Origin of the sequence: Candidatus Walczuchella endosymbiont of Icerya purchasi (assembly GCF_964030875.1) — a bacterium.
Taxonomy (GTDB): Bacteria; Bacteroidota; Bacteroidia; order Flavobacteriales; family Blattabacteriaceae; genus Walczuchella.
Genome location: NZ_OZ034981.1, coordinates 73,963 through 98,439 on the forward strand (window position 1 = coordinate 73,963; position 24,477 = coordinate 98,439).

Consider the following 24,477-nt stretch of genomic DNA (forward strand, 5'->3'; position numbering starts at 1 on the left):
AATGGGTATAATAAAAATCTTAGTCCTTGATAATTACGATTCTTTTACCTACAATTTAGTGTCTTTGATTAAAGAAATTACAAATAGTACGGTCTCCGTTTTTAGAAATGATTCTATTCCCTTAGAAGAAGTTGATAATTACGATAAAATACTCTTGTCGCCAGGACCAGGAATTCCAGAGGAATCTAATATTCTCAACCCTTTGATACATAATTATGCACCGACAAAAAGTTTATTCGGAATTTGTTTAGGTCAGCAAGCTATCGCAGAGGTTTTTGGAGGAGAATTACTTAACACAAAAAAAGTATATCATGGAATTACCAGTAAGGTAAAAATAATTGATTCTACTGAACAACTTTTCAAAGGCTTGCCTGATATTATTGAAGTAGGCCGTTATCATTCATGGATGGTTTCGGCCCAACAATTTCCTAAAGAATTAAAAATTACGGCAAGAGGACCCAAATGGGAAATCATGGCTATACGTCATAAAAAGTATGATGTAGTAGGTGTTCAATTTCATCCTGAATCTATATTAACTCCTTATGGAAAAAAAATAGTGTATAACTGGTTACATGTATAATGTAAAAATTCCGGATATACTCAACTCTCTTTTTGAAGAGAAAATTCTTAATCAGCAAGAGGCAAAGTCTCTCATGATTAATATAGCAAATAATAAATTCACTCCGGCTCAAATATCAGCATTAGTAAGTATTTATAACATGAGAACTCCTCAATTGGAGGAATTAAAAGGCTTTTATGAAGCATTGCTTGACTTTAAGATTCATATAAATTTGAATACAGTTGATGCAATAGATATTTCTGGAACAGGAGGAGATGGTAAAAAGACTTTTAACATTTCCACTTTAGCTGCTTTTATAGTGGCTGGTTACGGTGGAAAAGTAATAAAACATAGTAATTATAGCGCATCATCTATTACTGGATCTTCCAATTTGCTAGAATCATTGGGATACAAGTTTACTAATGAAGAAGGACGCTTACAAAAAGAATTGGAAAAATCTGGAATATGTTTCTTACATGCTCCACTATTCCATCCAGTGATGAAAAACGTCTACTGGGTAAGAAGAGAAATAGGTATAATGACTTTCTTCAATATTCTAGGACCTTTGTTAAACCCTAGTGAACCACACTATCAACTATTGGGAGTAAATAATCTAGAAATCGCAAGATTATACTATTATTTTTTTAAAAAGGAAAAAAAAAATTATGCGATTATTCATAGTCTAGATGGGTATGATGAGATTTCATTGACTAGTCCATTTAAATGTTACGATCCAAAAGGTGAATCTATTTATACTCCAAAAGAATTAGGTCGATTAAAACTTCTTCCTAAAACTATTACAGGAGGTAAAAATACAGAAGAAAATAAACGGATATTCGTTAGTATCCTTTCTGGAGAAGGAAGTAAAAGCCAAAATGAAGTTGTATTGACAAATGCTGCATTCTCTTTATGTTTACTGAATAACAAAGATTTTAAAAGTAATTATCTGATAGCAAAAGAAAGTTTAGAAAGTAAAAAGGCTAAAAAAGTGTTAGAAACATTATTAAACATTTAATGAACATTTTAGAAAAAATTATTACTATAAAACAGAAGGAAGTTTACATAAATAGGCATCTTGTTACTATAAAAACACTGGAAAAAAGTCCTTATTTCGAAAGAAATTGTCATTATTTATATAATAATTTAAAAAAAAAACATACCAATATTATTGCCGAGTTCAAGCGTAAATCTCCTACTCTGGGGATTATTAATAATCGGGTTTCTGTAAAAGAAGTAGTGAAAGCTTACGAAAATGCAGGAGCTTCTGGAATATCTATATTAACAGATTATTTTTTTTTTATGGTCAAAATGAAGATCTTACAGAGGCTAGAGAAATCGTTTCTTTACCTCTCTTGTGTAAAGATTTTATAATTGACGAATATCAAATTATTGCTGCTAAATCGCTTGGAACAGATATCATTTTACTAATTGCTGAGGTCCTCTCCAAAGAGAAAATACAGTCTTTGACCCATGTAGCTAAAATACTAGGTTTAGAAGTACTTATGGAAATGCATTATGAAAAAGAATTCTACAAAATTAATGAATATATCGATATTATAGGAATCAACAATAGAAATCTTAGCACTTTTTTTGTCGATATACAACGTTCTGTAGAATTATTTAAAATAATACCTAATAATTTTATAAAAATATCAGAAAGTGGTCTATATGATCCGATTAAAGTGAGTTTTTTAACCCAAATGGGCTTTGCAGGCTTCCTTATTGGGGAAATATTTATGCGTTCTTCTCATCCTGGAAAAAAAATGGAAGAGTATATTAAACAAGTTAACCTAAAATATCATGTTTAAAATTAAAGTTTGTGGTTTGAAATATCCTAGTAATATAATGGAAATTTTGATTCTTAAACCTGATTTTATAGGATTTATTTTTTACCCTTTCTCTACGAGATTTATAAAAAAATATTTGACAATTCCAAATTTATGCGAAGTAAAAAAAATCGGGGTATTTGTAAATTCATCTGAAAAATACGTTTTACAAAAAATTGAAAATTATAGATTAGATTTAATTCAACTTCATGGAAATGAAGATGTTAAATTTTGTTATAGTTTATACAAAAAAAATATTAAAATTATTAAAGCGTTTAATGTAGATCAAAATTTTTCGTTTGAAAAAATTCAAAAATATAGTAATTGTGTTGATTATTTTCTTTTTGATACAAAAACTTCAAAATATGGAGGCAGTGGTAAAAAATTTTTATGGGTGAAACTGTATGAATATTATTTTGATATTCCTTTTTTTCTTAGTGGAGGTATTACTATAAATGATACTGATGAAATTCTGAAACTTTCACATCCTAAATTGTTTTGTATAGATATTAATAGTCATTTTGAAATTACTCCAGGGTTAAAAAATAGTCATTTAATTAGTAATTTTATAAAAAAAATACGTTGATGAATTCTTATTTATCTGATAAGAATGGATTTTATGGCGATTTTGGAGGGACATTTATTCCAGAAATTTTATGGATGAATTTAAAAGAATTAAAAGACTCTTATGAAAGTATAATTTTTGACCTTAGTTTTAAAAAAAAATTTGAATCATTGCTAAACAACTATGTAGGACGTCCTACTCCTTTATTTTATTGTAATGAACTTTCTAAAAAATATAAAACTAATATTTATTTAAAACGTGAAGATCTTAATCATACTGGATCACATAAAATTAATAACACAATAGGACAAGCTTTATTTGCAAAACAACTTGGTAAAAAAAAAATTATTGCTGAAACAGGAGCTGGACAACACGGAATTGCTACAGCTGCTGTTTGTTCTCTTCTTTCTTTAGAATGTATAATTTTTATGGGTGAAACTGATATTTTACGACAAGCAATTAATGTATCTAAAATGAAAATGTTAGGAGCTAAAGTTCTTCCTGCAACTACTGGAAATAAAACTCTTAAAGATGCAATTAATGAAGCTTTACGTTATTGGATAAATCATCCTGAATGTTATTATTTACTAGGATCAGTAGTAGGACCACATCCATATCCAAAAATAGTAGCTTATTTTCAATCTATTATAAGTAAAGAAATTAAAAAACAATTACAAGAAAAGAAAGGAATAACACAACCTAATTATATTATTACTTGTATCGGTGGAGGTAGTAATGCAATAGGTGCTTTTTATCATTTTTTAGAGAATGCATCAGTAAAATTAATTGCTGTGGAATCAGCAGGATTAGGAATATATACTAATAAAACAGCAGCTACTACTATTCAAGGATCAAAAGGGGTTATACATGGAAGCATGACTTTTGTTATGCAAGATAAATATGGCCAAATTATAGATCCTTATTCAATTTCTGCTGGAATGGATTATCCAGGAATAGGTCCAATGCATGCTAATTTATTTAAGACACAACGTGTAAAATTTTTTAATGTTACTGATAATGATGTGTTACAAGCAGCTTATGAAATAAGCCAAATTGAAGGAATAATACCAGCGTTAGAAAGTGCTCATGCTTTAGCTATTTTGCCTAAAATTTCTTTTAAAAAAGAAGATATAGTAGTAATTAATCTTTCAGGTAGAGGAGATAAAGATATAAAAAATTATATTAGACATTTAAATCAATTTTTGAAATAATGAATCTTATAGATCATCTCTTTAAGAAAGGAAAAAACAACTTAAGTATTTATTTTACAGCTGGTTATCCAAAATTAAATAGTACTAAAAAAATTATTCAACTTTTACAAAAATATAAAGTAAATCTTATTGAAATTGGGTTGCCTTATTCAGATCCTATGGCAGATGGTTTAATCATTCAAAAAAGTAATAAAAAAGCTCTTAAAAATGGAATGAATCCTGATCAATTATTTTCTCAACTACAATTAATACAAAATGAAATTCAAGTTCCATTAATCTTAATGGGATATTATAATCAATTTTTTAAATTTGGAGAAGAATATTTTTTAAATTGTTGTAAAAAATCAGGAATATCAGGTATTATTTTTCCTGATTTACCTATAGAAATTTATAAAGAAAAATATCAAAAGTTATTTGAGAAATATGAATTATATTTTATTTGTTTAGTTACGTCACAAACTACAGATAACCGAATTATTTTGCTTAGTAATATTAGCAAAGGATTTTTATATGTAGTTTCTTCAATATCTACTACAGGTTCTACTACAGGTTCTACTACAGGTTCTACTACAGGTTCTACTACAGGTTCTACTACAGGTTCTACTACAGGGAAAAAAAAAGATACACTGATTTTTTTAAATCGGATTAATCAGTTGAATTTATCTATTCCTACCCTAATAGGGTTCGGTATCGCCAACAAGAATTCATTTAATTTGGCTTGTCAATATGCTAACGGAGGTATTATAGGAAGCGCATTTATACAATCTCTAGATGAGAATGACCTAGAAGGAAGTATTCATCGTTTCATCGCATCTATTTTGTATTAAAAATTTAGTTATTCCACCACATAACCTATACCTACTTTATAGTGCACTGCTAAAAAATACTTTTCGTTGTACAGTAGGTGTGGGTTGTTCTATAAGCTTGCTAAGTATATTTAAACCTTACCTAATCCAATGCATCTAAATATAGGAGCAATTCCTTTATAATTTTGAACCTAAATACAAATTAATATTGTAGAAGAAATCATATAGACGATAGCTTTGCATTCTCTTGAAATATAGCCAGACGAGATTACAGCTAAAATCTGTCGAAGTTATCATAATGATCTCTGGAGGACGCTATAAGAGCAGACATTCCTGATAAAGCTAGAGGTCACGAGCAGCATAAACCCAAAATTTGATGACGACCGAAGAAAAGCTTTCTTGAGATTCCTCTGTTAAATAATACATTAACGTTGCGTCACCAGCTAGTTGCGTCACCAGCTAGTTGCGTCACCAGCTGGTTGCATCAATCCGTGTTGACCATCGAGTTCTGCATTTATACAACGTTTAATCATTGCCATGGGACTCTGAATATTCCATAGTAGCCTCTAGCTTCCTTTGCACTGTATTGTTGGCATAGAACCAAAATTGATCTTGATTTTTTTTGTACGACATGAATCCGATTTTCTTAGGCAATAGTAAGATCACAAACTACATGTCCACCTCCTATTGCATAAACGTTTACCATAGCGATAACAGGTTTAGGGAGTTCTCGTATTATATAAGACATTAATACGTGGTACTCCGTCTTCCAATACCCTTGCTTTTTTACCTGTAAGAATGACTACGTCAATAGTAGAACACTCACGAACTATATCCATAGATTCAATCACGAACTATATCCATAGATTCAATCACGAACTATATCCATAGATTCAATCACGAACTATATCCATAGATTCAATCACGAACTATATCCATAGATTCAATAGTTTCAAGCATTCTGAACTTCTGGACGATTTATAGTAATTTGAGCAACTCCTTTGCACATTTCAAAGGTTATGTATTTATACTTGCGAAGAGACTAACAAACTATGGTTGACATGGATAACACGAGGTTAAAAGTTTCTTCATGCTTACTTTTTCTTCTAAGAACTTATCAAGTTCTTTTATAGATAGACGTTCTTGTTTCATAGTATCTCTGTATCGTACTGTCAAAGTGTTCGTCCTCAAACTTTCATAGTCTATTGTGAAACAGAATGGGGTTCCAATAGCATCTTGACGACGATAACGTTTCCCGATAGATTCTTTATCTTCATAAACTAGAGAATATTTCCATTTAAATTCATCAAAAATTTTTTCAGCTAATTCTGGTAACCCATCTTTTTTTAGCAAGGGTAATATAGCTGCCTTGATAGGAGAAATTGGTTCTGGTAATTTTAACACGAAACGGGAAGTTCCATCTGCCAAAATTTCTTTGTGAAGAGAAGAAGAAAATATTACAAGAAACAAACGATCAAGACCTAATGAAGTTTCTATTACGTACGGAATGTAACTTTTATTTTTTTCTGCATCAAAGTACTGAATTTTTTTACCTGAAAAATATTGATGATTTTTCAAATCAAAATCAGTCCGTGAATGAATACCTTCAATTTCTCTAAATCCAAAAGGAAAACGAAATTCTATATCAGAGGCAGCATTAGCATAATGAGCTAATTTAGTATGCTTACTAACACGATAGTTATCCGATGATAATCCCAAAGCTAAATGCCATTTTAGTCGGATTTCCTTCCAATATTCATACCATTTTATTTCCTCGCCTGGAGCTACAAAAAATTGCATTTCCATCTGTTCGAACTCGCGCATTCTAAAAATAAATTGTCTAGCTATAATTTCATTCCGAAAAACTTTACCAATTTGCGCTATTCCAAAAGGAATTTTCATTCGTGTACTTTTTTGTACAGTCATCAAATTGACAAAAACTCCCTGAGCTGTTTCAGGCCGTAAATAAAGTGTAGTAGATTCTGAGCCTATACTGGTTTGAAACATCAAGTTAAATTTCCGTACATCTGTCCAATTTTTGGACCCTGATTTTGCATCTGAAATTCCTAATTCATCAATCAATTTTTTGATCTCAGATAAATTATTTGCTTCCATCGAATGGACTATACGTTCTGAGATTTTCTTTTGTTGCAATTTTTCACAATAATCTTCTAGTAGAACATCTACACGATAACGATATCCACTATCTTTATTTTCAATTAAAAGATCATTAAAAGAATCCACATGTCCTGAAGATTTCCAAGTAGTAGGATGCATTAGGATCGAAGTATCTATGCCGACGATATTTTTATGGATATTTACCATTGCTTTCCACCAATAATCTTTCAGATTGTTCTTCAGAGCTACTCCATACGGACCGTAATCGTATATGGAACTTAATCCATCATAAATCTGACTTGAAGGAAAAATAAAACCATAAGATTTTGCGTGAGAAACGACAAGTTTTAGGAGATCATCATATTCCTTCATATATACCCTGTATGATTCATTTTTTTTTATGATCTACTTTAGTAGATATAAGTTCAAATGGTAGACTTACTTTTATTTTTCTATGTAACCTAATTTCAGCTCGGTGTTTGCCTAAAATTTTGACTTTATTAAGAATAATCAAATTTTTATCTACCTTAATATCATATTTACGGAGAGATTCTTCAATAGTATTATTGTTAATAGATCCAAAAAGCTTACCATCTGAACCTGTCCTCACCTTAATTTTAAGGTGAATCTTCCTAAGTTTTTCTGCTATTTCTTTAGCTTTTTTTATTAAATTTTCTTCTTTTTTAGAACGCTGCTTTAATATCTCCTGTATTTTTTTTTTATTAGATTTAGTAGATAATTCAGCATATCCATTAGGTATAAGATAGTTTCTAGCGAACCCAGGCTTTACAACTATTTCTTCATATTTCAACCCAAGATTATCTATATCTTTTTTTAGGATAATTCGCATATTTATTAAGGTTTATTTCAAATCGTCAGTTATAAAAGGGAGAATCGCTAAATGTCTTGCTCTTTTTATCGCCTTACTGACTTTCCCCTGATACTTAACAGAAGTTCCTGTAATCCTCCGTGGTAAAATTTGACCCTGAGGATTGAGAAATTTTAATAAAAAGTTAGGATTTTTGTAATCTACATGTTTTAGACCGTATTTCTTAAAAAGGCAATATTTATGACGAGGTTTTTCATAGATTTCTATCGGAGATAGATAACGTATTTCTCCTTCTTTTCCTTGCTTAGCTTGTTTTTCTAGGTTGTTTAATTCCATAATTGTTTTTTTTATAATATTCAAATGAATGTTGATTCAGCCTTATGATAAGAAAACGGATCACGCGTTCGTCTCTATTAAAGAAGAGTTCAAGTTCTGATATTATGTTTTTCGATGGGATTTCTCCATCGAGAGAAAATAAAAATAGTTCATAGTATCCGGTTTTTTTTTTCTTTATCGGATAAGCCAATTTTTTGAGTCCCCAGGATTCGTGTTTCTCTATTACAACATGATTTTTTTTAAGTAAACTATTAACGTTTTCTATTGTTTCTTCTACCTGATTTTTTGATAGAACTGGAGTTAATATAAAAACAGTCTCATAATATTTTGACATGAACTATATGTTTATAATGAATTTGAGGTATTAATACATTCCTTTAAAGCAATAATAAGTGCGTCTATATCCTTCTTAGTATTAGTTATTCCTAAAGAAATACGTAACGTAGTTCTATTTTCTGGTCCCGAAATTGTGTGTATAACATGAGACGATAGTCCTATACCTGATAAACAAGCACTTCCTTGTGCTACAGCAATACCTTTAAGATCAAGACAAAAATGTAACACATCATCTGGTTTAGGCAAAGAAATACTTAATATTGTATAAATACTTTGTTGAAGATTATCAGAAAGACCATTGAATTGTACCTCTGGGATAGCCTTTTTAAGCTCAAAAATAGCATATTTTTTAATATCTTCTATATACGAGTGTTCTTTATCAAGATATTGCATAGAACATTCTAGAGCTTTAGCCATGGCTACAATACCATATAAGTTTTCGGTCCCTGCACGTATACCAAGTTCTTGAACTCCTCCATGTATAAAACCTTTTTGTAAGGAACCCTTTCGGATAAAAGCAAAACCTACTCCCAATGGGCCATAAAATTTATGAGCTCCAGCTGATGCAAAATCCACTCCAATTTTTTGCATATTTAATTTATAATGACCAATAGTTTGAACTGTATCAGAGTGAAACCAAGCCTTATATTTTTTACATATAGCAGAGACTTTTTTCAATGGGAGAATATTTCCTATTTCATTGTTAGCATGCATTAAGCTTACTAACGTAGTAAAAGAAAAATTTTGTAATCTATTTTCTAGATCCTCAAGATCTATTCTTCCGTGAGATTTAAGTTTAACAAATTCTAATATTATCCCATGATTTTTAAATAATTGAGAAGAGGTCTCCAGAACCGATTTATGTTCAATAGGTGAAGTAATAATCCGTTTAACTTTAAGTTGTTGAATAACAGTTGTTAAAATCATATTATTCACTTCAGTACCTCCAGAAGTAAAAATAATTTCCGAAGATCGTACATTTAAAAGTTTGGCAATAGTTCTTCTTGAATTTTCTATTGCAAAACGTGCTGATCTTCCCCATTTATGATTAGAAGAAGGATTCCCAAAAAAAACTAGTAAAGTATTAGTCAGAGTTTTGATAACTTCCGGTCTGATGGGAGTCGTAGCAGCATTATCCAAGTATATATTCAACAATTCAACAATAAATTTTTCTCTATAGATGATTAAAAAAATTGAACAAATCCATTTAGATATAAAGAAGTTTATTGCTAATGGTCAAGAAGATATAGAAACTTTTAAAGTCAAATATTTTGGTAAAAAAGGAAAGATTACAGAGCTATTTAAAGAGTTCAAAACATTACCATCGAGAGAAAAGAAAGATGTAGGTGCAGAACTTAACCGGTTAAAAAACGAGTGTAACGAAATTATTCGACAAAATAAATATAAACAAAAAAAAAATGAAGAATCTCTAGAGGATTTAACTAAATCTGGAAACCCCTATATCTTTGGAGCACGTCATCCTATTTCTCTAGTAAAAAATAGTATCATAAACATCTTCAATCAAATAGGGTTTACTCCTTATGAAGGTCCAGAAATTGAAGATGATTGGCATAATTTTACTGCTTTAAATATTCCGGATTATCATCCAGCAAGAAATATGCAAGATACATTCTTTATAGAGAAAGATCCTGATATATTACTCCGTACACACACTTCTTCGGTACAAATTCGTTATATGGAAAAACACCGTCCACCTATTCGGATTTTATCTTCTGGAAGAGTGTATCGAAATGAAGCGATTTCTCCTAGATCTCACCATATGTTTCATCAAATAGAAGGTTTGTATGTAGATACAAAAGTTTCTTTTTCCGATTTAAAGCAAATGATTCAATATTTCACTAATTCTCTTTTTGGAAGCTCTAGAATTAGATTCCGTCCTTCGTATTTTCCTTTTACTGAACCTAGTGCTGAAGTAGATGTTTATTGTGAGTTAAAAACTAAAACAGGTTGGTTAGAAATTATGGGGTGCGGAATGGTAAATACACAAGTTTTACGAAATGTAGATATTGATCCGGATAAATTTTCAGGATTTGCCTTTGGTATTGGTATTGAACGAATTGCTTTGTTTCTCTATAAAATTGGAGATATTCGACTTTTTTTTGAAAATGATATTAGATTTTTGAGGCAATTTGAGAGTATTCATTAAAATCCCCTATCCATGAAGTGGATTCACTCAAAATCCATGTTATCAAACTCCATATATGGATTACACCCATTGATAGAAGCTATCAAATCAGGAAAAATTATAGATCAAATTTTTTTACAAAAAGGATTACTAGGTAACAATTACTATACCTTATATGAATTGATTAAAAAACATCGGATACCATTCCAAAATGTTTCACTAGAAACACTTAATCGTCTGACAAAGAAAAATCATCAAGGAGTTTTTGCTTTTATTTCTTCTATAGATTTTCATTGTATTGAAAATTTACTGCCTAAAGTTTCTGAATTAGGAAATATTCCGTTATTCCTTGTATTGGACGGCATTACAGATGTACGAAATTTTGGTGCTATTATTCGGACATCCGAATGTGTTGGTGTAAACGCAATAATTATCCCCTCAAAAGGATCAGCACCAGTAAATTCTGACACTATCAAGACTTCTTCAGGAGCTATTTTTAAAATCCCTATTTGTAAAGAAAATAACCTTATAAGGTCGTTAAGATTTTTGAAAAAATCTGGGTTACACATTATAGCAGCCACAGAAAAAGCCGATACTATTTTTTATGAGGCTAATCTCTCTGTCCCTTTGGCTATTATTTTAGGCAATGAAGAAAAAGGAATTTCAAAATCTTGTTTGTCTTTCTCTGATGAGAAATTAAAATTACCAATGTTGGGAACAATTTCTTCATTGAATGTTTCTGTGGTTTGCGGAGTTATTCTATACGAAATATTGCGACAACGGTTACGTGTTGCAAAATTATAACGAAAACTTTAAAAAAATATAAGCGTAGCACACATTTATATACTTGGACAAATGTAGAAAATTTAGTTAATTTGATAAACGGACATTTTTAATTATGAAAGAAATGACTTTTCGTGAGGTAATTGCTGCAGCTATGAGCGAAGAAATGAGAAAAGATCCGAGCATATATTTAATGGGAGAAGAAGTAGCAGAATATAACGGTGCTTATAAAGCATCCAAGGGAATGCTTGATGAATTCGGTTACAAAAGAATTGTAGACACACCAATTTCAGAGCTGGGATTTTCTGGTATTGGTATAGGATCTGCTATGAATGGATGCCGACCAATTATTGAATATATGACGTTTAATTTTTCTCTTGTAGCTATAGATCAAATCATAAATAATGCGGCAAAAATCCGACAGATGAGTGGAGGACAATGGAGTATTCCTATTGTATTCAGAGGGCCTACCGGATCAGCAGGTCAATTGGGAGCTACACATTCACAAGCATTTGAAAACTGGTATGCTAATTGTCCTGGATTGAAAGTAGTCATTCCTTCTAATCCTTACGATGCTAAAGGACTATTAAAATCAGCTATCCGTGACGATGATCCAGTGATTTTTATGGAATCTGAACAAATGTACGGGGATAAAATGATGATTCCAGAAGAGGAATATGTCTTACCCATTGGGGTAACGGATATTAAAAGAATAGGAAAAGATCTAACGTTAGTATCGTTCGGTAAAATGATGAAAGTAGCTTTGTCATCTGCCGAGTTTCTTTCAACAGAAGGTATTGATATAGAAGTTATTGATTTACGAACAATACGCCCATTAGATTATGAACCTATTGTAAAATCGGTAAAAAAAACTAACAGACTAGTGATTCTTGAAGAATCCTGTCCTTTTGCATCTATTGCCTCTGAAATTGCTTACTTTGTTCAAAAAACAATATTTGATTATTTAGATGCTCCTATTATAAAGATCAATGTTCAAGATGTTCCAGCTCCTTATGCCCCTAATCTGATAAATAAATGGTATCCTAATTCATATAAAGTAATTGAAGTTATAAAAAATCTTTTATACTGCAGAAGCTAAAGATCAGTATAAATAAAAGCACGTTGTGGAATAAATATTTATTTCTTCACAAGTGTTATTAGTTCTACAACTACTTTACCTCTATAGTAAAGCTTATTATTGTCCCAATGAGCACGATGATATAAGTGTGTTTTTCCTGTCGTAGAACAATAAGTAAGCTGAGGTAACATCGCTTTGCAATGAGTTCTCCTTTTATTCCTCCTGGATTTAGATTGTCTTCTTTTAGGATTAGGCATACTTGTTTTTTTTTAAATTTTTCATTTTGTACATTGAAAGGAATACAACAACATACTTCATGTACTCCAGCGGAATCTCTCAGTAGGTTACATAAGGGCATCTAAGATTACTTGAAGACAGGAAGGTCCGTAATGTTTATTTTTTTTTATCATTTAATATTTTGAATAATTTATTTATCATCCCATTGACAAATATTCTACTTTTTTCAGTTGAATACATTTTTGTAATTTCTATATATTCGTTCATTGTTACTCGTGAGGGTATACTTGGGAAATGGAGAAATTCGCATATAGACATTTGCAAAATAATCAAATCTAAAATGGCTATTCTTTCAAGGTTCCAATTTTTAGAAGTTTTACGAATCAATGCATTGAATTCATTTTTGTATATAAAAGTTTTATGAAAAAGCTTATGAACAAAATATTTGTTATCATAGATATTGTAGAGATGAAAGTTATTAGGTGTGCTTGGGGTTATAAATTTTAATGTATTATATACCATTATATTAGCTGGATATAAATCATCAACCCATGTTATGTAGTCTTCTTCTAAACACTCATAAAGTTTATCATGATTAGCGAAATTTTCTTCATAATAATGCAAAATAAAATTTTTATCTTCTTCAAACGAACTTTTTACAGTTGAACAATAATCGTGATAAAGTGGAAGTGTATATAATTCTTTAAAAAGAATCAATAAATAATCGTCATAATTATTCCAACTAAGTTGCTTATTATCATTAATATATTGGCATAGTTTCTTATTCTTTGAAAGAATGATTAACAGCTTATTATCAGCTAATTTATCTACTGGGAATCTTTTTTTTTCATGTAATCCGAGAAGAAGACTAAGTAAATATATGTATAGATCAAAAATTTTTTCTATACTATGAAACATATTGGATTCTACTATTTGAGTATCTTCATTTGATATGTGTTGGGCGTACAAAAATTGCATTACTTTAGTTCTAAAATTATTTATTACCAACATTGATTAATAATTATTTGACGTGTTACGTCAGATGATAACCGTTGATTATTCGCTTGTGCTTCTAAGAGAACTAACCTTATTACGTTAACCTGTCAAGATAGGATTGGAGAATGTTTATTTGTGAGCTATGACGAAGTTTTCTACATGCCTTATCTTTTATCTGTCTCACTCTCTCTCTAGTAAGGTCATGTTCTTTTCCTATTTCCTCTAGAGTCCGAGGAGGGTGACCATCTAGTCCGAAACATTTTTTAGTAATCTCACGTTCACGTGGCGTGAGATCATTCATTAAACTAACAATATCAATTCGTAAAGATTCTTGAATAAGATTTTCATCAGGAATAGGTGATTCATTGGAATGAATTATATCATATAAATTATAGTCTTCCCCTTCAGCTAATGGGGCATCCATAGAAACAGATCTAACCGAATTTTTTATAGATTCTTTTACATCGTCTTCATGGATATCAAGTACTTCTCCAATTTCTCGAGTTGAGGGTAAACGTTCATACTTTTGTTCTAACTGTGCTAAAGTTTTATTAATCTTGCTGATTAATGCACATTTATTCATGGGCAAACGCACCAGACGTGAACATTCAGCAATAGCTTGCATAATGGATTGACGACACCACCATACAGCATAAGAAATGAATTTAAATCCTTTCGTCGGATCGAATCTCTTAGCAGCCTTTATAAGGCCCAAATTTCCCTCATTGATAAGATCTCCTAAACTTAGTCCTTGATTTTGATACTGTTTACTTACAGATACCACAAATCGTAAATTTGCCTTCACAAGTTTATTAAGAGCTACTTCATCTCCTTTTTGAATCCGCAGTGCTAATTCTACCTCCTCTTCAGGAGTAAGTAAAGATTCTTTTCCTATTTCATGTAAATACTTATCAAGAGAAGGCATTTCCCGATTAGTTACTTGCTTAGTAATTTTAAGTTGTCTCATAATATTATCGTGTCAGTATACTATTTTCTACCTTTAGGTAAAAGAACTTTTCTAGAAATTATAATTTTTCCATTCCTATCATCAATTCCCATGAGTTTGACCTGGATTTTATCTCCGATTTTTAGAACATCTTCTACTTTATCCAATCGCTCCCAATTAATCTCCGATATGTGAAGGAGATATTCTTTACCAGGAATTATCTCTACAAAAGCCCCGAATTTTTTAATTGATTTAACCTTAGCATCGTATATACCCTTTATTTCTGGAACAAAAGAAATCGCTTTAATTCTTTGTACCGCTTTATCAATTTTGTCTTGATGCTTTCCAACAATTTCTACAAATCCAATTTTTCCTTTTTCTTCTATAGAAATTACAGTATTAGTTTCGTCCTGAATTTCTTGAATCATTTTTCCCCCTGTACCAATAACTGATCCTATAAACTCTTTAGGAATTTCTAAAACAGATATCTTAGGAGCATGGGGTTTTATAGATTTTCTGGGGAGAGATAATGTTTTTAGCATTTCATTTAAAATATATATACGTCCTTCATAGGCTTGTTTTAGAGCTTTTTCAAGAATTTGAAAAGAAATACCTTCTTCTATTTTAATGTCCATTTGACAAGCGGTAATTCCTTTTGCCGTACCAGCTACTTTAAGATCCATATCACCAATATGATCCTCTTCACCTAAAATATCGTAAAGTATTACTTCTTTACCATGCTCTATTATTAATCCAATAGAAATCCCTGAAACTGGGAGTTTAATAGGTATTCCTGCATCCATAAGAGCAAGGGTTCCTGCACAAATAGTTGCCATAGAAGAGGATCCATTAGATTCAAAAATATCAGATACCATACGAATAGTGTAAGGATTTCCTTCAGGAATAACATTTTTTAGTGCCCGTTGCGCCAAATTTCCATGTCCTATTTCACGACGTGATATTCCTCGTATAGTTCGGACATCTCCAGTAGAAAAAGGAGGAAAATTATAATGGATGTAAAATTTTTCTTTTTCTTCTTTAAGGGCATTATCTATACGGTTGGCATCAACCGATGATCCAAGTGTTACGGTAGTTAACGATTGAGTTTCTCCACGAGAGAATATCGCAGAACCATGCACGCTAGGAAGATAGTCTACACAGCATTGTATCGGTCTAATTTCTTTTGAAGAACGTCCATCTATGCGATGATTTTCAGATAGTATCAATGTCCGTATAACTTTTCTCTTTATTTCTTCGTAATAATAATGTGCTAAACTTTCCTTTTCTTTCCACATTTCTTCTGTAAAGTGCAACTTTACTTCATTGAATATATTCCTGTATTTTTCAATAAGTTGTTTCTTATCAGAAGAATATTTTGAAGCTTTATATGTTTTATCAGAAGTTATCTTCTGAATTTTATCATAAAGTTCTTTATCCTGTACTTCATAAAAATGATCAAATCTTTTAGTACTAAATTTTTCTAGTTTATAGGCTAAACGTATCTGTGCATTTACCTGATCTTTTATAACTTCCTGTGCGAAAGCAATTGCGGATAATATTTCTTTTTCTGATATTTCTTTCATCTCCCCTTCTATCATAATAAGGGCTTCTTTAGAAGCTCCAACAATCATATCGATATCATATTTTAAAATTTCTTCTATATTGGGATGAATAATGAATTTGTTATTACAACGTACAATGCGGACCTCGGAAATAGGTCCATTAAAGGGGATATCCGAAACAGCTAATGCTGATGAAGCTGCTAATCCTGCTAATCCATCTGGTAAGACTGAGTTATCATAAGAAAGCAGTGAAATCATAATCTGTATTTCAGCATGGAATTTTTTTGTAAAAAAAGGTCTTAATACACGATCTACAATACGAGGGATTAAAATTTCTCTATACGTAGGACGCACTTCTCTCTTGAAAAATCCACCAGGAATTTTACCGGTCGCATAATATTTTTCTTTATAGTCTACAGTAAGAAGTAAAAAACCTGTATTTTTCTTTATAGTTTCTTTGGAAGCTACAACAGTAGCTAAAATCATAGTATTTCCCATTTTTACAACAACGGAACCATCAGACTGTTTAGCTAGAAATCCAGTTTCTATATGAATCCTACGACCGTATGTGATAGATATTTTTTCTGAAATAATACTTGATTTTTTCATATAAAATTATTTTCTTAGGTTCAATTCTTTTATTATTATCCTATATCGATTAATATCAAAATTTTTTATGTACTTAAGTAGTTTTCTGCGTTTTCCTACTAGATTAATGAGAGATTTTTGAGTATGAAAATCTTTTCTATGTTTTTTAAGATGTTCAGTCATATGCTTTATTCTCTGAGTAAGAAGAGCAATTTGACCTTCTGAAGAACCCGTATTAGTAACTAATGTACCGAATTTGTCTAAAATTTTTTGGGAAGTGGTTAAAGTGGTTAAAGTGGTTAAAGTGGTTAAAGTGGTTAAATACATAATTATATTATATATAGACTAATATATAGACTAATATGCTAAACTAATATGCTAAACTAGACTAATATGCTATGGAGCAGTTTTTTTATTATATAGATTATGAAATATTATGAAATATTATGAAATATTAAAAAAACATTTTATTATGAAAAAAGGAATTCATCCCAAAAACTATAGATTGGTAGCTTTTAAAGATATGAGTAGTGAGGAAATATTCCTATGCCGTTCTACAGCTGAAACTAAAGATCAAATAGAAATAGATAATGTAAAATATCCACTAATAAAAATAGAAATATCTAGTAGTTCACATCCTTTTTTTATTGGTAAAATGAGATTTGTAGATACCGCTGGTAGAGTGGATAAATTTCTAACAAAATACAAGAATTACGGAAAAACTAATTTTTAAAGATTGGAAAAATCTAAATATTATCCCACTCACAAATTGCTGTCGGAGTGATATTGATATTATCGAATATTCCTTTAATGTATTTTATTTGAGCAGTCATAGCAATCATAGCTGCGTTATCAGTAGTATATTCTAATGGAAGGAGATGCAATTTCCAATTTTTTTCATTTGAAGCTTGTAAAAATTTTCTACGTAATCCAGAATTAGCTGAAACACCTCCTGATAAGGCAATTCTAAAAATACCTGTTTTATAAATAGCCTGGTAGACTTTATCGAATAATATATTGACTAAAGTGTACTGTACTGATGCACAAATATCGTGTATATTATTTATAATAAAATTTGAATCATATTGTAACTTTTTTCGAATGAAGTATAAAAATTGCGTTTTAAATCCGCTAAAGCTCAAATCTAGATTTTTTATTTGTGGTTTTGAAAAAAGGAATTTTTTATATTTCCCTTTCTGTGCATAACGATCTATCCATATCCCTCCAGGATATCCTAGACCAAGAATTTTAGCTGCCTTATCAAAAGCTTCTCCCACGGAATCATCAATGGTTTTCCCAAGTAAAGTCATTTTAAAATAATCGTCTACTTGTACTATTTGTGTATGTCCTCCGCTGACAGTAAGGCATAAAAATGGAAATTTCGGAGTGGAATTAAGTTCATTTCTTATAAAGTGAGCTAGAATATGTGCTTGTATATGATGTACGCTAATAATCGGAATGTCCCATGCTATAGCCAAAGACTTAGCAAATGAACTTCCTACTAGCAAGGATCCTATCAGACCTGGTCCACGTGTAAAAGCTATAGCATCAATTTTATTTCTGTTCGATAACATAATAGCTTGATGAACTAATGGAACAATCTCTTTTTGGTGATATCTAGAAGCAAGTTCAGGAACTACTCCTCCATAATAGTTATGTACTTGTTGAATTCCAATAATATTGGAAAGTACAACATCACCTTTCATAATAGACACAGCGGTGTCATCACAAGAAGATTCTATAGCAAGTATAACAGGATATTTTTTCATGGATAACACTATGAAAGATTAACATAAGGAAAAAACTTTTGATGGGATTAATTAATATGTATCAATTCTTGCTTCCTTATTATATATTACAGAGATCTGACGGTGATTTTAATCACGATAACAACTATTCGCACTCTCCTTAGCAGGAGTAAGTATTATTCAAAGAAATACGGAGGGAGGGTTGCCAGAGTGGTTAATGGAGCAGTTTGCTAAACTGTCGGCGAGAAATCGTCGCGTGGGTTCAAATCCCACACTCTCCGCGGAGAACGTAGAACGGAGTGTGGCGTAGTCTGGTATCGCGCCTGGTTTGGGACCAGGAGGTCACAGGTTCGAATCCTGTCACTCCGACGAAGATTTTAAAGGTCACGTAGCTCAGATGGATAGAGCAACTGCCTTCTAAGCAGTCGGTCGCAGGTTCGAGACCTGCCGTGATTACTACATATTTGATGAGTGTCCACGACTGGATAGTGTCCACGACTGGATTCGAACCAGCACATTCTTTCGAATACCACTCCCTCAAAGTAGCGTGTCTACCAATTCCACCACATGGACTTAATAGGTTTGATAAAAATTATTTACAGGTTGTAATGACAAGGCCCCCTTTCTTTTCCCCAAATATATTAACCCTGTATCTGCTGGTAATAGCAAAAATACCAAGTTACTCCTATACTTGAAGCCTAAGTCTTTATTTTTTGTTTTTTATCATATTTATTATCTTAGTAAAACAATACTGATAGATACTGTGCATATGAATATTGCTTTGATAGGATACGGAAAGATGGGAAAAGCTGTAGAAAAAATAGCCAGAAATCGTAACCATCAAATTGTCTTAATAAGCACGTGTACTCCTGATCTTACAACCCTTAAAGAGCTAAATATAGCTATAGAATTTAGTATCCCTGAAGCAGCTTTTAAAAATGTAAAAATTTGTTTAGAAAACAATATTCCTGTAGTTTGCGGAACGACTGGTTGGTTAGATCAACTTTCAGAAATAAAATCCTTGTGTCAAGAAAAAAACGGAACTTTTTTATATTCTTCTAATTTTAGTATAGGAGTTAATTTATTTTTTGAGATTAATCGGATATTTGCACATCTAATAGCGCCTTATAAGGAATATGAAGTCTCTATAGAAGAAAAACATCATACAGAAAAAAAAGACACTCCTAGTGGAACTGCGATGACTTTGGCTAAAGCAATATTAAATGAAGGAAAAGATGAACGAAAAAACCAATTAGTGATTACTTCTCAACGTATTGAGCATGTAATAGGTATACATACAATACGTTATCATTCCACTATAGACGATATTAGTTTACAGCATAGAGCTAATAATCGTGAAGGTTTTGCTCTTGGAGCTGTTGTAGCTGCTGAATGGGTATATAAAAAAAAAGGTCTTTTTTCTATGAAAGATGTTTTAGGAGTATAATATATGATCTGTATTCTAATTTTTTCGTCACTTTATCAAAAAGCTGTCCGAAATATCTGGTAAGCAGCTATACCAATTTATAGCTTTTGGGTAAAAATTACTCATAGACCAAAATGGTGTGCCCATAATTGGTGGAATGATGTATCCAATTATGTTGGTAGATTTCGTTTGTTGTTTCGATAAAAACAAAATTTAATAACTTTTATATAAATTCTAATAAAGAATTCATCATAGTAGAAAAACGTCCGTAAACAGTACTTTCATAATTTTTGTTTGCAATAGTATTTTCTTCTTTTGTGCATACTTATCTTATTCAGACCGACTTCGTTTATGGAACGAACTTTAATGATAGGGTACTGTATTTTTGTAAGTCAACTTCATTATGGGTTCCGAATTCCTATTCCCCCTAAAGGATTACCCTTTATACAATTCCCGTAATGGGAATCCGATCAGATATAAATAACCTACGACTTCCTTATATTAGGTTACCAGCCATCACTCCTATTAGGAATAGGAGATCTTGTAGTATTTAATTTTCCATCCGATGATACAAACGCAACAGATAGAAAAGATCATTACATTAAACGTTGCGTGGCTATTTCTGGAGAAACATTGGAAAGAGAAACATTGGAAATTCAAGCTCGGAAAGTGAATGGGTAAAAAAATTCTTCAAAAGAATATGCTTATATCGTGCAAACCAAAGATAAGCCTCTCAATGAGAATTTTAGAATTTTTGAAATTACAGATATACAATTTATAGAAAATCGTAATAATTCCGATATAAAAAATTGACAACGTCAAAAAATATTTATTCCCAAGAAGACTAAAAGAATTATATATTTTTATGTACCTAAAAAAGGAGATGTGATACAAAAAAAAATATCATCACAAATTATGAAGGGCATAAAACATCTTTTTTAGATATGGAAAAATAGTAACTCACTACAATATAGAGAAGAATTATTATTTTATGATGGGAGATAATCGTAATAATTCATTTGATTACCGATATTGGGGTTTTTAAATGGTCCCGTGTTAAGACTCTTTATAAGTTTCTTTATACTAGTAATTCTCGTTCTATATTTTCTATATAGTCTAATGAATCCTCAAGACGAAAATTGAGTTCGGGAATTTTTCTAATTTGATTTCGAAGACGTTGTCCTAAAAGGTGTTTATAATATAGGTGTTTATCTATTATTTCTTGTAAAATTTTTCTGTTTTCCTTTTTTGGGGAAAAAATACTTAAATATATCTTAGCTGAACTAAGATCCGAACTAATATGTACTCTTATTACACTAATCAACAATCCATTATTTACTGTTTCATAACGAAATATACTTGCTAACTCTTTTTGAATGAGTACTGTAATTTTTTTATTTCGTATGCTTACCATATATTTCAACTTTTTCGTGTCCCCATCACACTTGCTTACCTGTTTGCAAAACAATCAAATTTGTTGTAAAATTATGTAATTCTTGGGTCCCATAGCTCAGTTGGTTAGAGCACCTGACTCATAATTAGGTGGTCGCTGGTTCGATCCCAGCTGGGACCACCATGGAACACGTAATTAACTTAACCGTATAAGCAGTTTACGCAAGAAAGGGTTTCGTTTTCTACTCCACGTTCTGAGATCTTTTCCAGGACGAAATTATAACGTCCTTTGCGAACTACATAGATATTATATTCTGCGGGAGCGGTTGCGGTAGCGGTTGCGGTAGCGGTTGCGGTAGCGGTTGCGGTAGCGGTTGCGGTAGCGGTTGCGGTAGCGGTTGCGGTAGCGGTTGCGGTAGCGGTTGCGGTAGCGGTTGCGGTAGCGGTTGCGGTAATCCAGGTTCAGTATGATGCTAAACATAGCGTTGGCCAATACGCTTCCCTCTTTCCCGTCAGCATTTATGAGTTCATTCGCACCAATCATAATGGGGTTTTACGTGCATCTATCACCTGTACCTTGATATTGTCACGAACCACTACTATTTTTTTATAATGAATTCTCGAGAATAAGTAATCTTTTCTTTAATAAGCAATCTTTAATAAGCACACTACTGTATTAACTACTGTATTCACTACTGTATTAACTACTGTATTCACTACTGTATTAACTACTGTATTAACTACTGTATTAACTACTGTATTACAAGTACGAAAATATAAAGAAATGACACTAAACTATCATACACCAATACTTATCAATCAAATTTTAGATTACCTTATTATCGATCCAAAAGGTACTTATATAGACGCCACATTTGGTGGAGGAGGACATAGCAGAGCTTTGTTAAAACTACTTGAAAAACAAGGAAAAATACTAGCTTTCGACCAAGATGAAGAAGCTATTCAAAATAACATTGTTCAAGATCATCGGCTCGAGCTTTTTCATCAAAATTTTCTCCATATTGAAAATCTTTTACGTTTCAAGGGGATTTCTAAAGTCTCTGGAATTTTAGCTGATTTAGGGGTGTCTTCTCATCAGTTAGATACCGCAGAACGAGGATTTTCTATGCGTTTTGATCATGATATAGATATGCGAATGAATAAAAAAGCTAAACAATCTGCTAAAACTATCATCAATACTTATTCAGAAGAAAAATTATACAGGATTTTTTCAGAATTTGGAGAATTGAAAAACTCTAGAAAATTGGCTAAAGCAATTGTTGTTAAAAACCGGGAAAAGCCGATAGAAACGACTTTTGAATTGATCAAAAGTATTGAAAATGAATTTGATTATAAAAAAATCAAGTTTTTAGCACGAGTATTCCAAGCATTAAGAATGGAAGTCAACGGAGAAATAAAGGCGTTAAAACAATTGTTAATTAGTATACGAAGGATACTTAAAAAAGGTGGACACGTTGCTATTATATCTTATCATTCATTAGAAGATAGATTAGTGAAACAATTCTTTAAGAACGGAAGGTTTGATCAAACCCCTGAAGAAGACTTTTATGGAAAAAAATTCCGACCTTTTCTGGTATTATCAAATAAACCTATTTTTCCTTCAGAGGAAGAAATTCGTAAAAATCCACGTGCGAAAAGTGCTCGTCTAAGAGTTGCGGAAAAAATATAGAAATACGTAACTTCATTACTCTTTGGTGGATGTAGCTCAGTTGGTTAGAGCATTAGATTGTGGTTCTAAGGGTCGCCGGTTCGATCCCGGTCGTCCACCCTAACCCTACATCATAACGTTAATTTATGATAACATACGGCGAATACGAGCAAAAGCTTCCTTAAGATTTTCTTCAGAAGAAGCATAGGAAATTCTTATACAATTTTCATCTCCAAAAGGTCCTCCTCCAACAGTAGCCACATGAGCATGATTTAGTAGATACATAGCTAAGTCATCAGAATTAGAAATTCTTACACCAGAAAAAGTTTTTCCAAAAAGATCTGAAACATCTGGAAAAATATAAAATGCTCCCTGTGGAATATTGGAATGAAACCCGGGAATATTAGATATTTCTTCCAAAACCATATCCCTACGTTTTTTAAACGTATTAATCATATAACTAATTTTTTCATAAGAGGCTTTTAAAGCGCTAATAGCTGCTTTTTGTGCAATAGAATTGGCTCCTGAAGTAGTCTGTCCCTGAATTTTCTCACAAATTTGAGCCAGCCATTCTGGTGCCCCAATATATCCAATTCTCCAACCTGTCATAGCAAATGCCTTGGAAAGTCCGTTTACAGTAACTGTTTGTTCGTATACTTCTGGAAATTCTGCAATGCTAGTGTAAGTATCTAAATAATTAATATGTTCATATATTTCATCCGAAATTATCATAAGTTGTGGATGCTTGGCGAAAACCTCAGAAAGATACTTTAATTCTTTACGAGAATATATACTTCCTGAAGGATTACATGGTGAGCTAAAAATAAATATTTTTGACCGAGATGTAATAGCATTTTCTAGACTTTCAGGGGAAATTTTAAAATCAGTTTGTAAAGTTGTGGGAATGATCACCTGTCTAGCCTCACATAAACTAGCCATTTCATAATAGCTAACCCAATAAGGAGCAGGAATAATTATTTCGTCTCCTGGATTAATAAGTGCTAAAAAAATATTAATCAGCGATTGTTTTCCTCCAGTAGATATTACTATCTGAGATGGCTTGTAATTCAGTCTATTATCTCTTAAAAATTTTTTACACACTTCTTCTCTCAACTCTAAATAACCAGATACAGGAGTATAATAATGATGTCCATCATCGATGGCTTTTTTCGCTGCTCCTAAGACAAAATCAGGAGGAGAAAAATTAGGTTCACCTACGCTCAAGTTAATTACATCATGTCCTTGTGCTGTAAGATTTCTAGCTCTTGCAGACATGGCGAGAGTTTGAGAGTATCTCAGATTTTTCAATCTATTGGAAAT

Annotated in this window: 27 protein-coding genes, 6 tRNA genes and 1 pseudogene; 19 read left to right on the forward strand and 15 right to left on the reverse strand. The window is 31.6% G+C overall.

The window, feature by feature from the left end; translation table 11 throughout:
• The first annotated feature begins 1 nt into the window (after position 1).
• The 6 genes and pseudogenes from AAHJ01_RS00310 to trpA all read left to right on the forward strand — a co-directional run bounded on the left by AAHJ01_RS00310 (position 2) and on the right by trpA (position 4,988).
• Entirely contained in the window at positions 2 to 580 is a 579-nt protein-coding gene (locus tag AAHJ01_RS00310; protein ID WP_342226902.1) for an aminodeoxychorismate/anthranilate synthase component II, read from the forward strand.
• Positions 573 to 1,574: an anthranilate phosphoribosyltransferase gene (gene trpD, locus AAHJ01_RS00315; protein WP_342226903.1), complete on the forward strand. Its 1,002-nt coding sequence runs from the start codon at positions 573 to 575 to the stop codon at positions 1,572 to 1,574. The genes AAHJ01_RS00310 and trpD overlap by 8 nt, the downstream gene beginning before the upstream one ends.
• A pseudogene (gene trpC / locus AAHJ01_RS00320) lies at positions 1,574 to 2,367 on the forward strand (indole-3-glycerol phosphate synthase TrpC). Before trpD ends, trpC begins: the two are co-directional and overlap by 1 nt.
• The gene (locus AAHJ01_RS00325; RefSeq protein ID WP_342226904.1) at positions 2,360 to 2,971 is read left to right on the forward strand and encodes a phosphoribosylanthranilate isomerase; all 612 of its coding nucleotides are present in this window, start codon (positions 2,360 to 2,362) and stop codon (positions 2,969 to 2,971) included. The pseudogene trpC and the gene AAHJ01_RS00325 overlap by 8 nt, the downstream one beginning before the upstream one ends.
• Complete coding sequence (gene trpB / locus AAHJ01_RS00330; protein ID WP_342226905.1) at positions 2,971 to 4,161, forward strand: tryptophan synthase subunit beta; 1,191 nt, start codon at positions 2,971 to 2,973, stop codon at positions 4,159 to 4,161. The genes AAHJ01_RS00325 and trpB overlap by 1 nt, the downstream gene beginning before the upstream one ends.
• Entirely contained in the window at positions 4,161 to 4,988 is an 828-nt protein-coding gene (gene trpA / locus AAHJ01_RS00335) for a tryptophan synthase subunit alpha (RefSeq protein ID WP_342226906.1), read from the forward strand. Before trpB ends, trpA begins: the two co-directional genes overlap by 1 nt.
• Before the next feature lie 1,029 nt (positions 4,989 to 6,017).
• Here trpA and AAHJ01_RS00340 read toward each other — a convergent pair.
• Genes AAHJ01_RS00340 through AAHJ01_RS00360 form a run of 5 tightly spaced genes read right to left on the reverse strand, consistent with a single transcriptional unit; the run spans position 6,018 to position 9,738 of the window.
• Positions 6,018 to 7,457 carry a glycine--tRNA ligase gene (locus AAHJ01_RS00340; RefSeq protein WP_342226907.1) on the reverse strand — a complete coding sequence of 480 codons (1,440 nt, stop codon included), beginning with the start codon at positions 7,455 to 7,457 and terminating at the stop codon, positions 6,018 to 6,020.
• Between the two features lie 16 nt (positions 7,458 to 7,473).
• Complete coding sequence (gene rplI, locus AAHJ01_RS00345; RefSeq protein WP_342226908.1) at positions 7,474 to 7,935, reverse strand: 50S ribosomal protein L9; 462 nt, start codon at positions 7,933 to 7,935, stop codon at positions 7,474 to 7,476.
• A gap of 12 nt (positions 7,936 to 7,947) precedes the next feature.
• Complete coding sequence (rpsR, locus tag AAHJ01_RS00350) at positions 7,948 to 8,250, reverse strand: 30S ribosomal protein S18 (protein WP_342226909.1); 303 nt, start codon at positions 8,248 to 8,250, stop codon at positions 7,948 to 7,950.
• On the reverse strand, positions 8,219 to 8,584 hold the full coding sequence (gene rpsF / locus AAHJ01_RS00355) for a 30S ribosomal protein S6 (protein WP_342226910.1): 366 nt from the start codon (positions 8,582 to 8,584) through the stop codon (positions 8,219 to 8,221). Before rpsF ends, rpsR begins: the two co-directional genes overlap by 32 nt.
• Positions 8,585 to 8,595: 11 nt before the next feature.
• Positions 8,596 to 9,738, reverse strand: coding sequence for a cysteine desulfurase family protein (locus AAHJ01_RS00360; protein ID WP_342226911.1), 1,143 nt, complete (start codon positions 9,736 to 9,738; stop codon positions 8,596 to 8,598).
• Positions 9,739 to 9,766: 28 nt separating this feature from the next.
• On the opposite strand from AAHJ01_RS00360, the gene pheS reads away from it, so the two are divergent.
• The 3 genes from pheS to AAHJ01_RS00375 all read left to right on the forward strand — a co-directional run bounded on the left by pheS (position 9,767) and on the right by AAHJ01_RS00375 (position 12,614).
• Positions 9,767 to 10,753, forward strand: coding sequence for a phenylalanine--tRNA ligase subunit alpha (gene pheS / locus AAHJ01_RS00365; protein WP_342226912.1), 987 nt, complete (start codon positions 9,767 to 9,769; stop codon positions 10,751 to 10,753).
• A gap of 36 nt (positions 10,754 to 10,789) precedes the next feature.
• The gene (rlmB, locus tag AAHJ01_RS00370; RefSeq protein ID WP_342226913.1) at positions 10,790 to 11,536 is read left to right on the forward strand and encodes a 23S rRNA (guanosine(2251)-2'-O)-methyltransferase RlmB; all 747 of its coding nucleotides are present in this window, start codon (positions 10,790 to 10,792) and stop codon (positions 11,534 to 11,536) included.
• A gap of 94 nt (positions 11,537 to 11,630) precedes the next feature.
• Complete coding sequence (locus AAHJ01_RS00375; RefSeq protein ID WP_342226914.1) at positions 11,631 to 12,614, forward strand: pyruvate dehydrogenase complex E1 component subunit beta; 984 nt, start codon at positions 11,631 to 11,633, stop codon at positions 12,612 to 12,614.
• Between the two features lie 38 nt (positions 12,615 to 12,652).
• Here AAHJ01_RS00375 and rpmF read toward each other — a convergent pair whose 3' ends face one another.
• The 5 genes from rpmF to rpsO form a co-directional block, all read right to left on the reverse strand.
• A complete protein-coding gene (gene rpmF, locus AAHJ01_RS00380; RefSeq protein WP_342226915.1) occupies positions 12,653 to 12,850 on the reverse strand; it encodes a 50S ribosomal protein L32 in 198 nt (65 codons plus the stop codon).
• 136 nt (positions 12,851 to 12,986) lie between these two features.
• The gene (locus AAHJ01_RS00385; protein WP_342226916.1) at positions 12,987 to 13,841 is read right to left on the reverse strand and encodes a transcription antitermination protein NusB; all 855 of its coding nucleotides are present in this window, start codon (positions 13,839 to 13,841) and stop codon (positions 12,987 to 12,989) included.
• A 79-nt stretch (positions 13,842 to 13,920) separates the two neighbouring features.
• A complete protein-coding gene (locus AAHJ01_RS00390) occupies positions 13,921 to 14,793 on the reverse strand; it encodes an RNA polymerase sigma factor RpoD/SigA (RefSeq protein ID WP_342226917.1) in 873 nt (290 codons plus the stop codon).
• A gap of 20 nt (positions 14,794 to 14,813) precedes the next feature.
• Positions 14,814 to 16,943 (reverse strand): polyribonucleotide nucleotidyltransferase, encoded by a 2,130-nt coding sequence (gene pnp / locus AAHJ01_RS00395; RefSeq protein WP_342226918.1) that lies wholly within the window; start codon positions 16,941 to 16,943, stop codon positions 14,814 to 14,816.
• A 6-nt stretch (positions 16,944 to 16,949) separates the two neighbouring features.
• Positions 16,950 to 17,249 carry a 30S ribosomal protein S15 gene (gene rpsO / locus AAHJ01_RS00400; RefSeq protein WP_342226919.1) on the reverse strand — a complete coding sequence of 100 codons (300 nt, stop codon included), beginning with the start codon at positions 17,247 to 17,249 and terminating at the stop codon, positions 16,950 to 16,952.
• 145 nt (positions 17,250 to 17,394) lie between these two features.
• Here rpsO and AAHJ01_RS00405 point away from each other — a divergent pair, with 145 nt between their 5' ends.
• On the forward strand, positions 17,395 to 17,655 hold the full coding sequence (locus AAHJ01_RS00405) for a type B 50S ribosomal protein L31 (protein WP_342226963.1): 261 nt from the start codon (positions 17,395 to 17,397) through the stop codon (positions 17,653 to 17,655).
• A gap of 13 nt (positions 17,656 to 17,668) precedes the next feature.
• On the opposite strand, the gene tsaD is transcribed toward AAHJ01_RS00405, so the two are convergent.
• Positions 17,669 to 18,691, reverse strand: coding sequence for a tRNA (adenosine(37)-N6)-threonylcarbamoyltransferase complex transferase subunit TsaD (gene tsaD, locus AAHJ01_RS00410; protein ID WP_342226920.1), 1,023 nt, complete (start codon positions 18,689 to 18,691; stop codon positions 17,669 to 17,671).
• Between the two features lie 175 nt (positions 18,692 to 18,866).
• Between tsaD and AAHJ01_RS00415 the strand changes: the two genes are divergently transcribed.
• The 3 genes from AAHJ01_RS00415 to AAHJ01_RS00425 all read left to right on the forward strand — a co-directional run bounded on the left by AAHJ01_RS00415 (position 18,867) and on the right by AAHJ01_RS00425 (position 19,126).
• Positions 18,867 to 18,951 (forward strand) — tRNA-Ser (locus AAHJ01_RS00415).
• Between the two features lie 14 nt (positions 18,952 to 18,965).
• Positions 18,966 to 19,039: transfer RNA gene (locus AAHJ01_RS00420), tRNA-Pro, on the forward strand.
• A 13-nt stretch (positions 19,040 to 19,052) separates the two neighbouring features.
• Positions 19,053 to 19,126 (forward strand) — tRNA-Arg (locus tag AAHJ01_RS00425).
• A 33-nt stretch (positions 19,127 to 19,159) separates the two neighbouring features.
• On the opposite strand, the gene AAHJ01_RS00430 is transcribed toward AAHJ01_RS00425, so the two are convergent.
• A tRNA-Leu gene (locus tag AAHJ01_RS00430) sits at positions 19,160 to 19,243 on the reverse strand.
• A gap of 196 nt (positions 19,244 to 19,439) precedes the next feature.
• Here AAHJ01_RS00430 and dapB point away from each other — a divergent pair.
• From dapB to AAHJ01_RS01515, 3 genes are all read left to right on the forward strand, one after another.
• A complete protein-coding gene (gene dapB, locus AAHJ01_RS00435) occupies positions 19,440 to 20,117 on the forward strand; it encodes a 4-hydroxy-tetrahydrodipicolinate reductase (RefSeq protein WP_342226921.1) in 678 nt (225 codons plus the stop codon).
• 510 nt (positions 20,118 to 20,627) lie between these two features.
• The gene (locus AAHJ01_RS01510; protein ID WP_425286286.1) at positions 20,628 to 20,777 is read left to right on the forward strand and encodes a S26 family signal peptidase; all 150 of its coding nucleotides are present in this window, start codon (positions 20,628 to 20,630) and stop codon (positions 20,775 to 20,777) included.
• A 271-nt stretch (positions 20,778 to 21,048) separates the two neighbouring features.
• Positions 21,049 to 21,141, forward strand: coding sequence for a S26 family signal peptidase (locus AAHJ01_RS01515; protein ID WP_425286287.1), 93 nt, complete (start codon positions 21,049 to 21,051; stop codon positions 21,139 to 21,141).
• 33 nt (positions 21,142 to 21,174) lie between these two features.
• Here AAHJ01_RS01515 and AAHJ01_RS00445 read toward each other — a convergent pair whose 3' ends face one another.
• Positions 21,175 to 21,510 carry a ribosome-binding factor A gene (locus AAHJ01_RS00445; protein ID WP_342226922.1) on the reverse strand — a complete coding sequence of 112 codons (336 nt, stop codon included), beginning with the start codon at positions 21,508 to 21,510 and terminating at the stop codon, positions 21,175 to 21,177.
• Between the two features lie 85 nt (positions 21,511 to 21,595).
• Between AAHJ01_RS00445 and AAHJ01_RS00450 the strand changes: the two genes are divergently transcribed.
• Positions 21,596 to 21,672, forward strand: a tRNA-Ile gene (locus AAHJ01_RS00450).
• Positions 21,673 to 21,795: 123 nt separating this feature from the next.
• Here the strand turns inward: AAHJ01_RS00450 and AAHJ01_RS00455 are convergent.
• Positions 21,796 to 22,032: a hypothetical protein gene (locus AAHJ01_RS00455; RefSeq protein ID WP_342226923.1), complete on the reverse strand. Its 237-nt coding sequence runs from the start codon at positions 22,030 to 22,032 to the stop codon at positions 21,796 to 21,798.
• A 240-nt stretch (positions 22,033 to 22,272) separates the two neighbouring features.
• Between AAHJ01_RS00455 and rsmH the strand changes: the two genes are divergently transcribed.
• Both rsmH and AAHJ01_RS00465 read left to right on the forward strand, forming a co-directional pair.
• Entirely contained in the window at positions 22,273 to 23,178 is a 906-nt protein-coding gene (gene rsmH, locus AAHJ01_RS00460) for a 16S rRNA (cytosine(1402)-N(4))-methyltransferase RsmH (protein WP_342226924.1), read from the forward strand.
• Between the two features lie 25 nt (positions 23,179 to 23,203).
• Positions 23,204 to 23,277 (forward strand) — tRNA-His (locus tag AAHJ01_RS00465).
• A gap of 24 nt (positions 23,278 to 23,301) precedes the next feature.
• Here the strand turns inward: AAHJ01_RS00465 and AAHJ01_RS00470 are convergent.
• Positions 23,302 to 24,432 (reverse strand): pyridoxal phosphate-dependent aminotransferase, encoded by a 1,131-nt coding sequence (locus AAHJ01_RS00470; RefSeq protein WP_425286278.1) that lies wholly within the window; start codon positions 24,430 to 24,432, stop codon positions 23,302 to 23,304.
• Between the last annotated feature and the right edge of the window lie 45 nt (positions 24,433 to 24,477).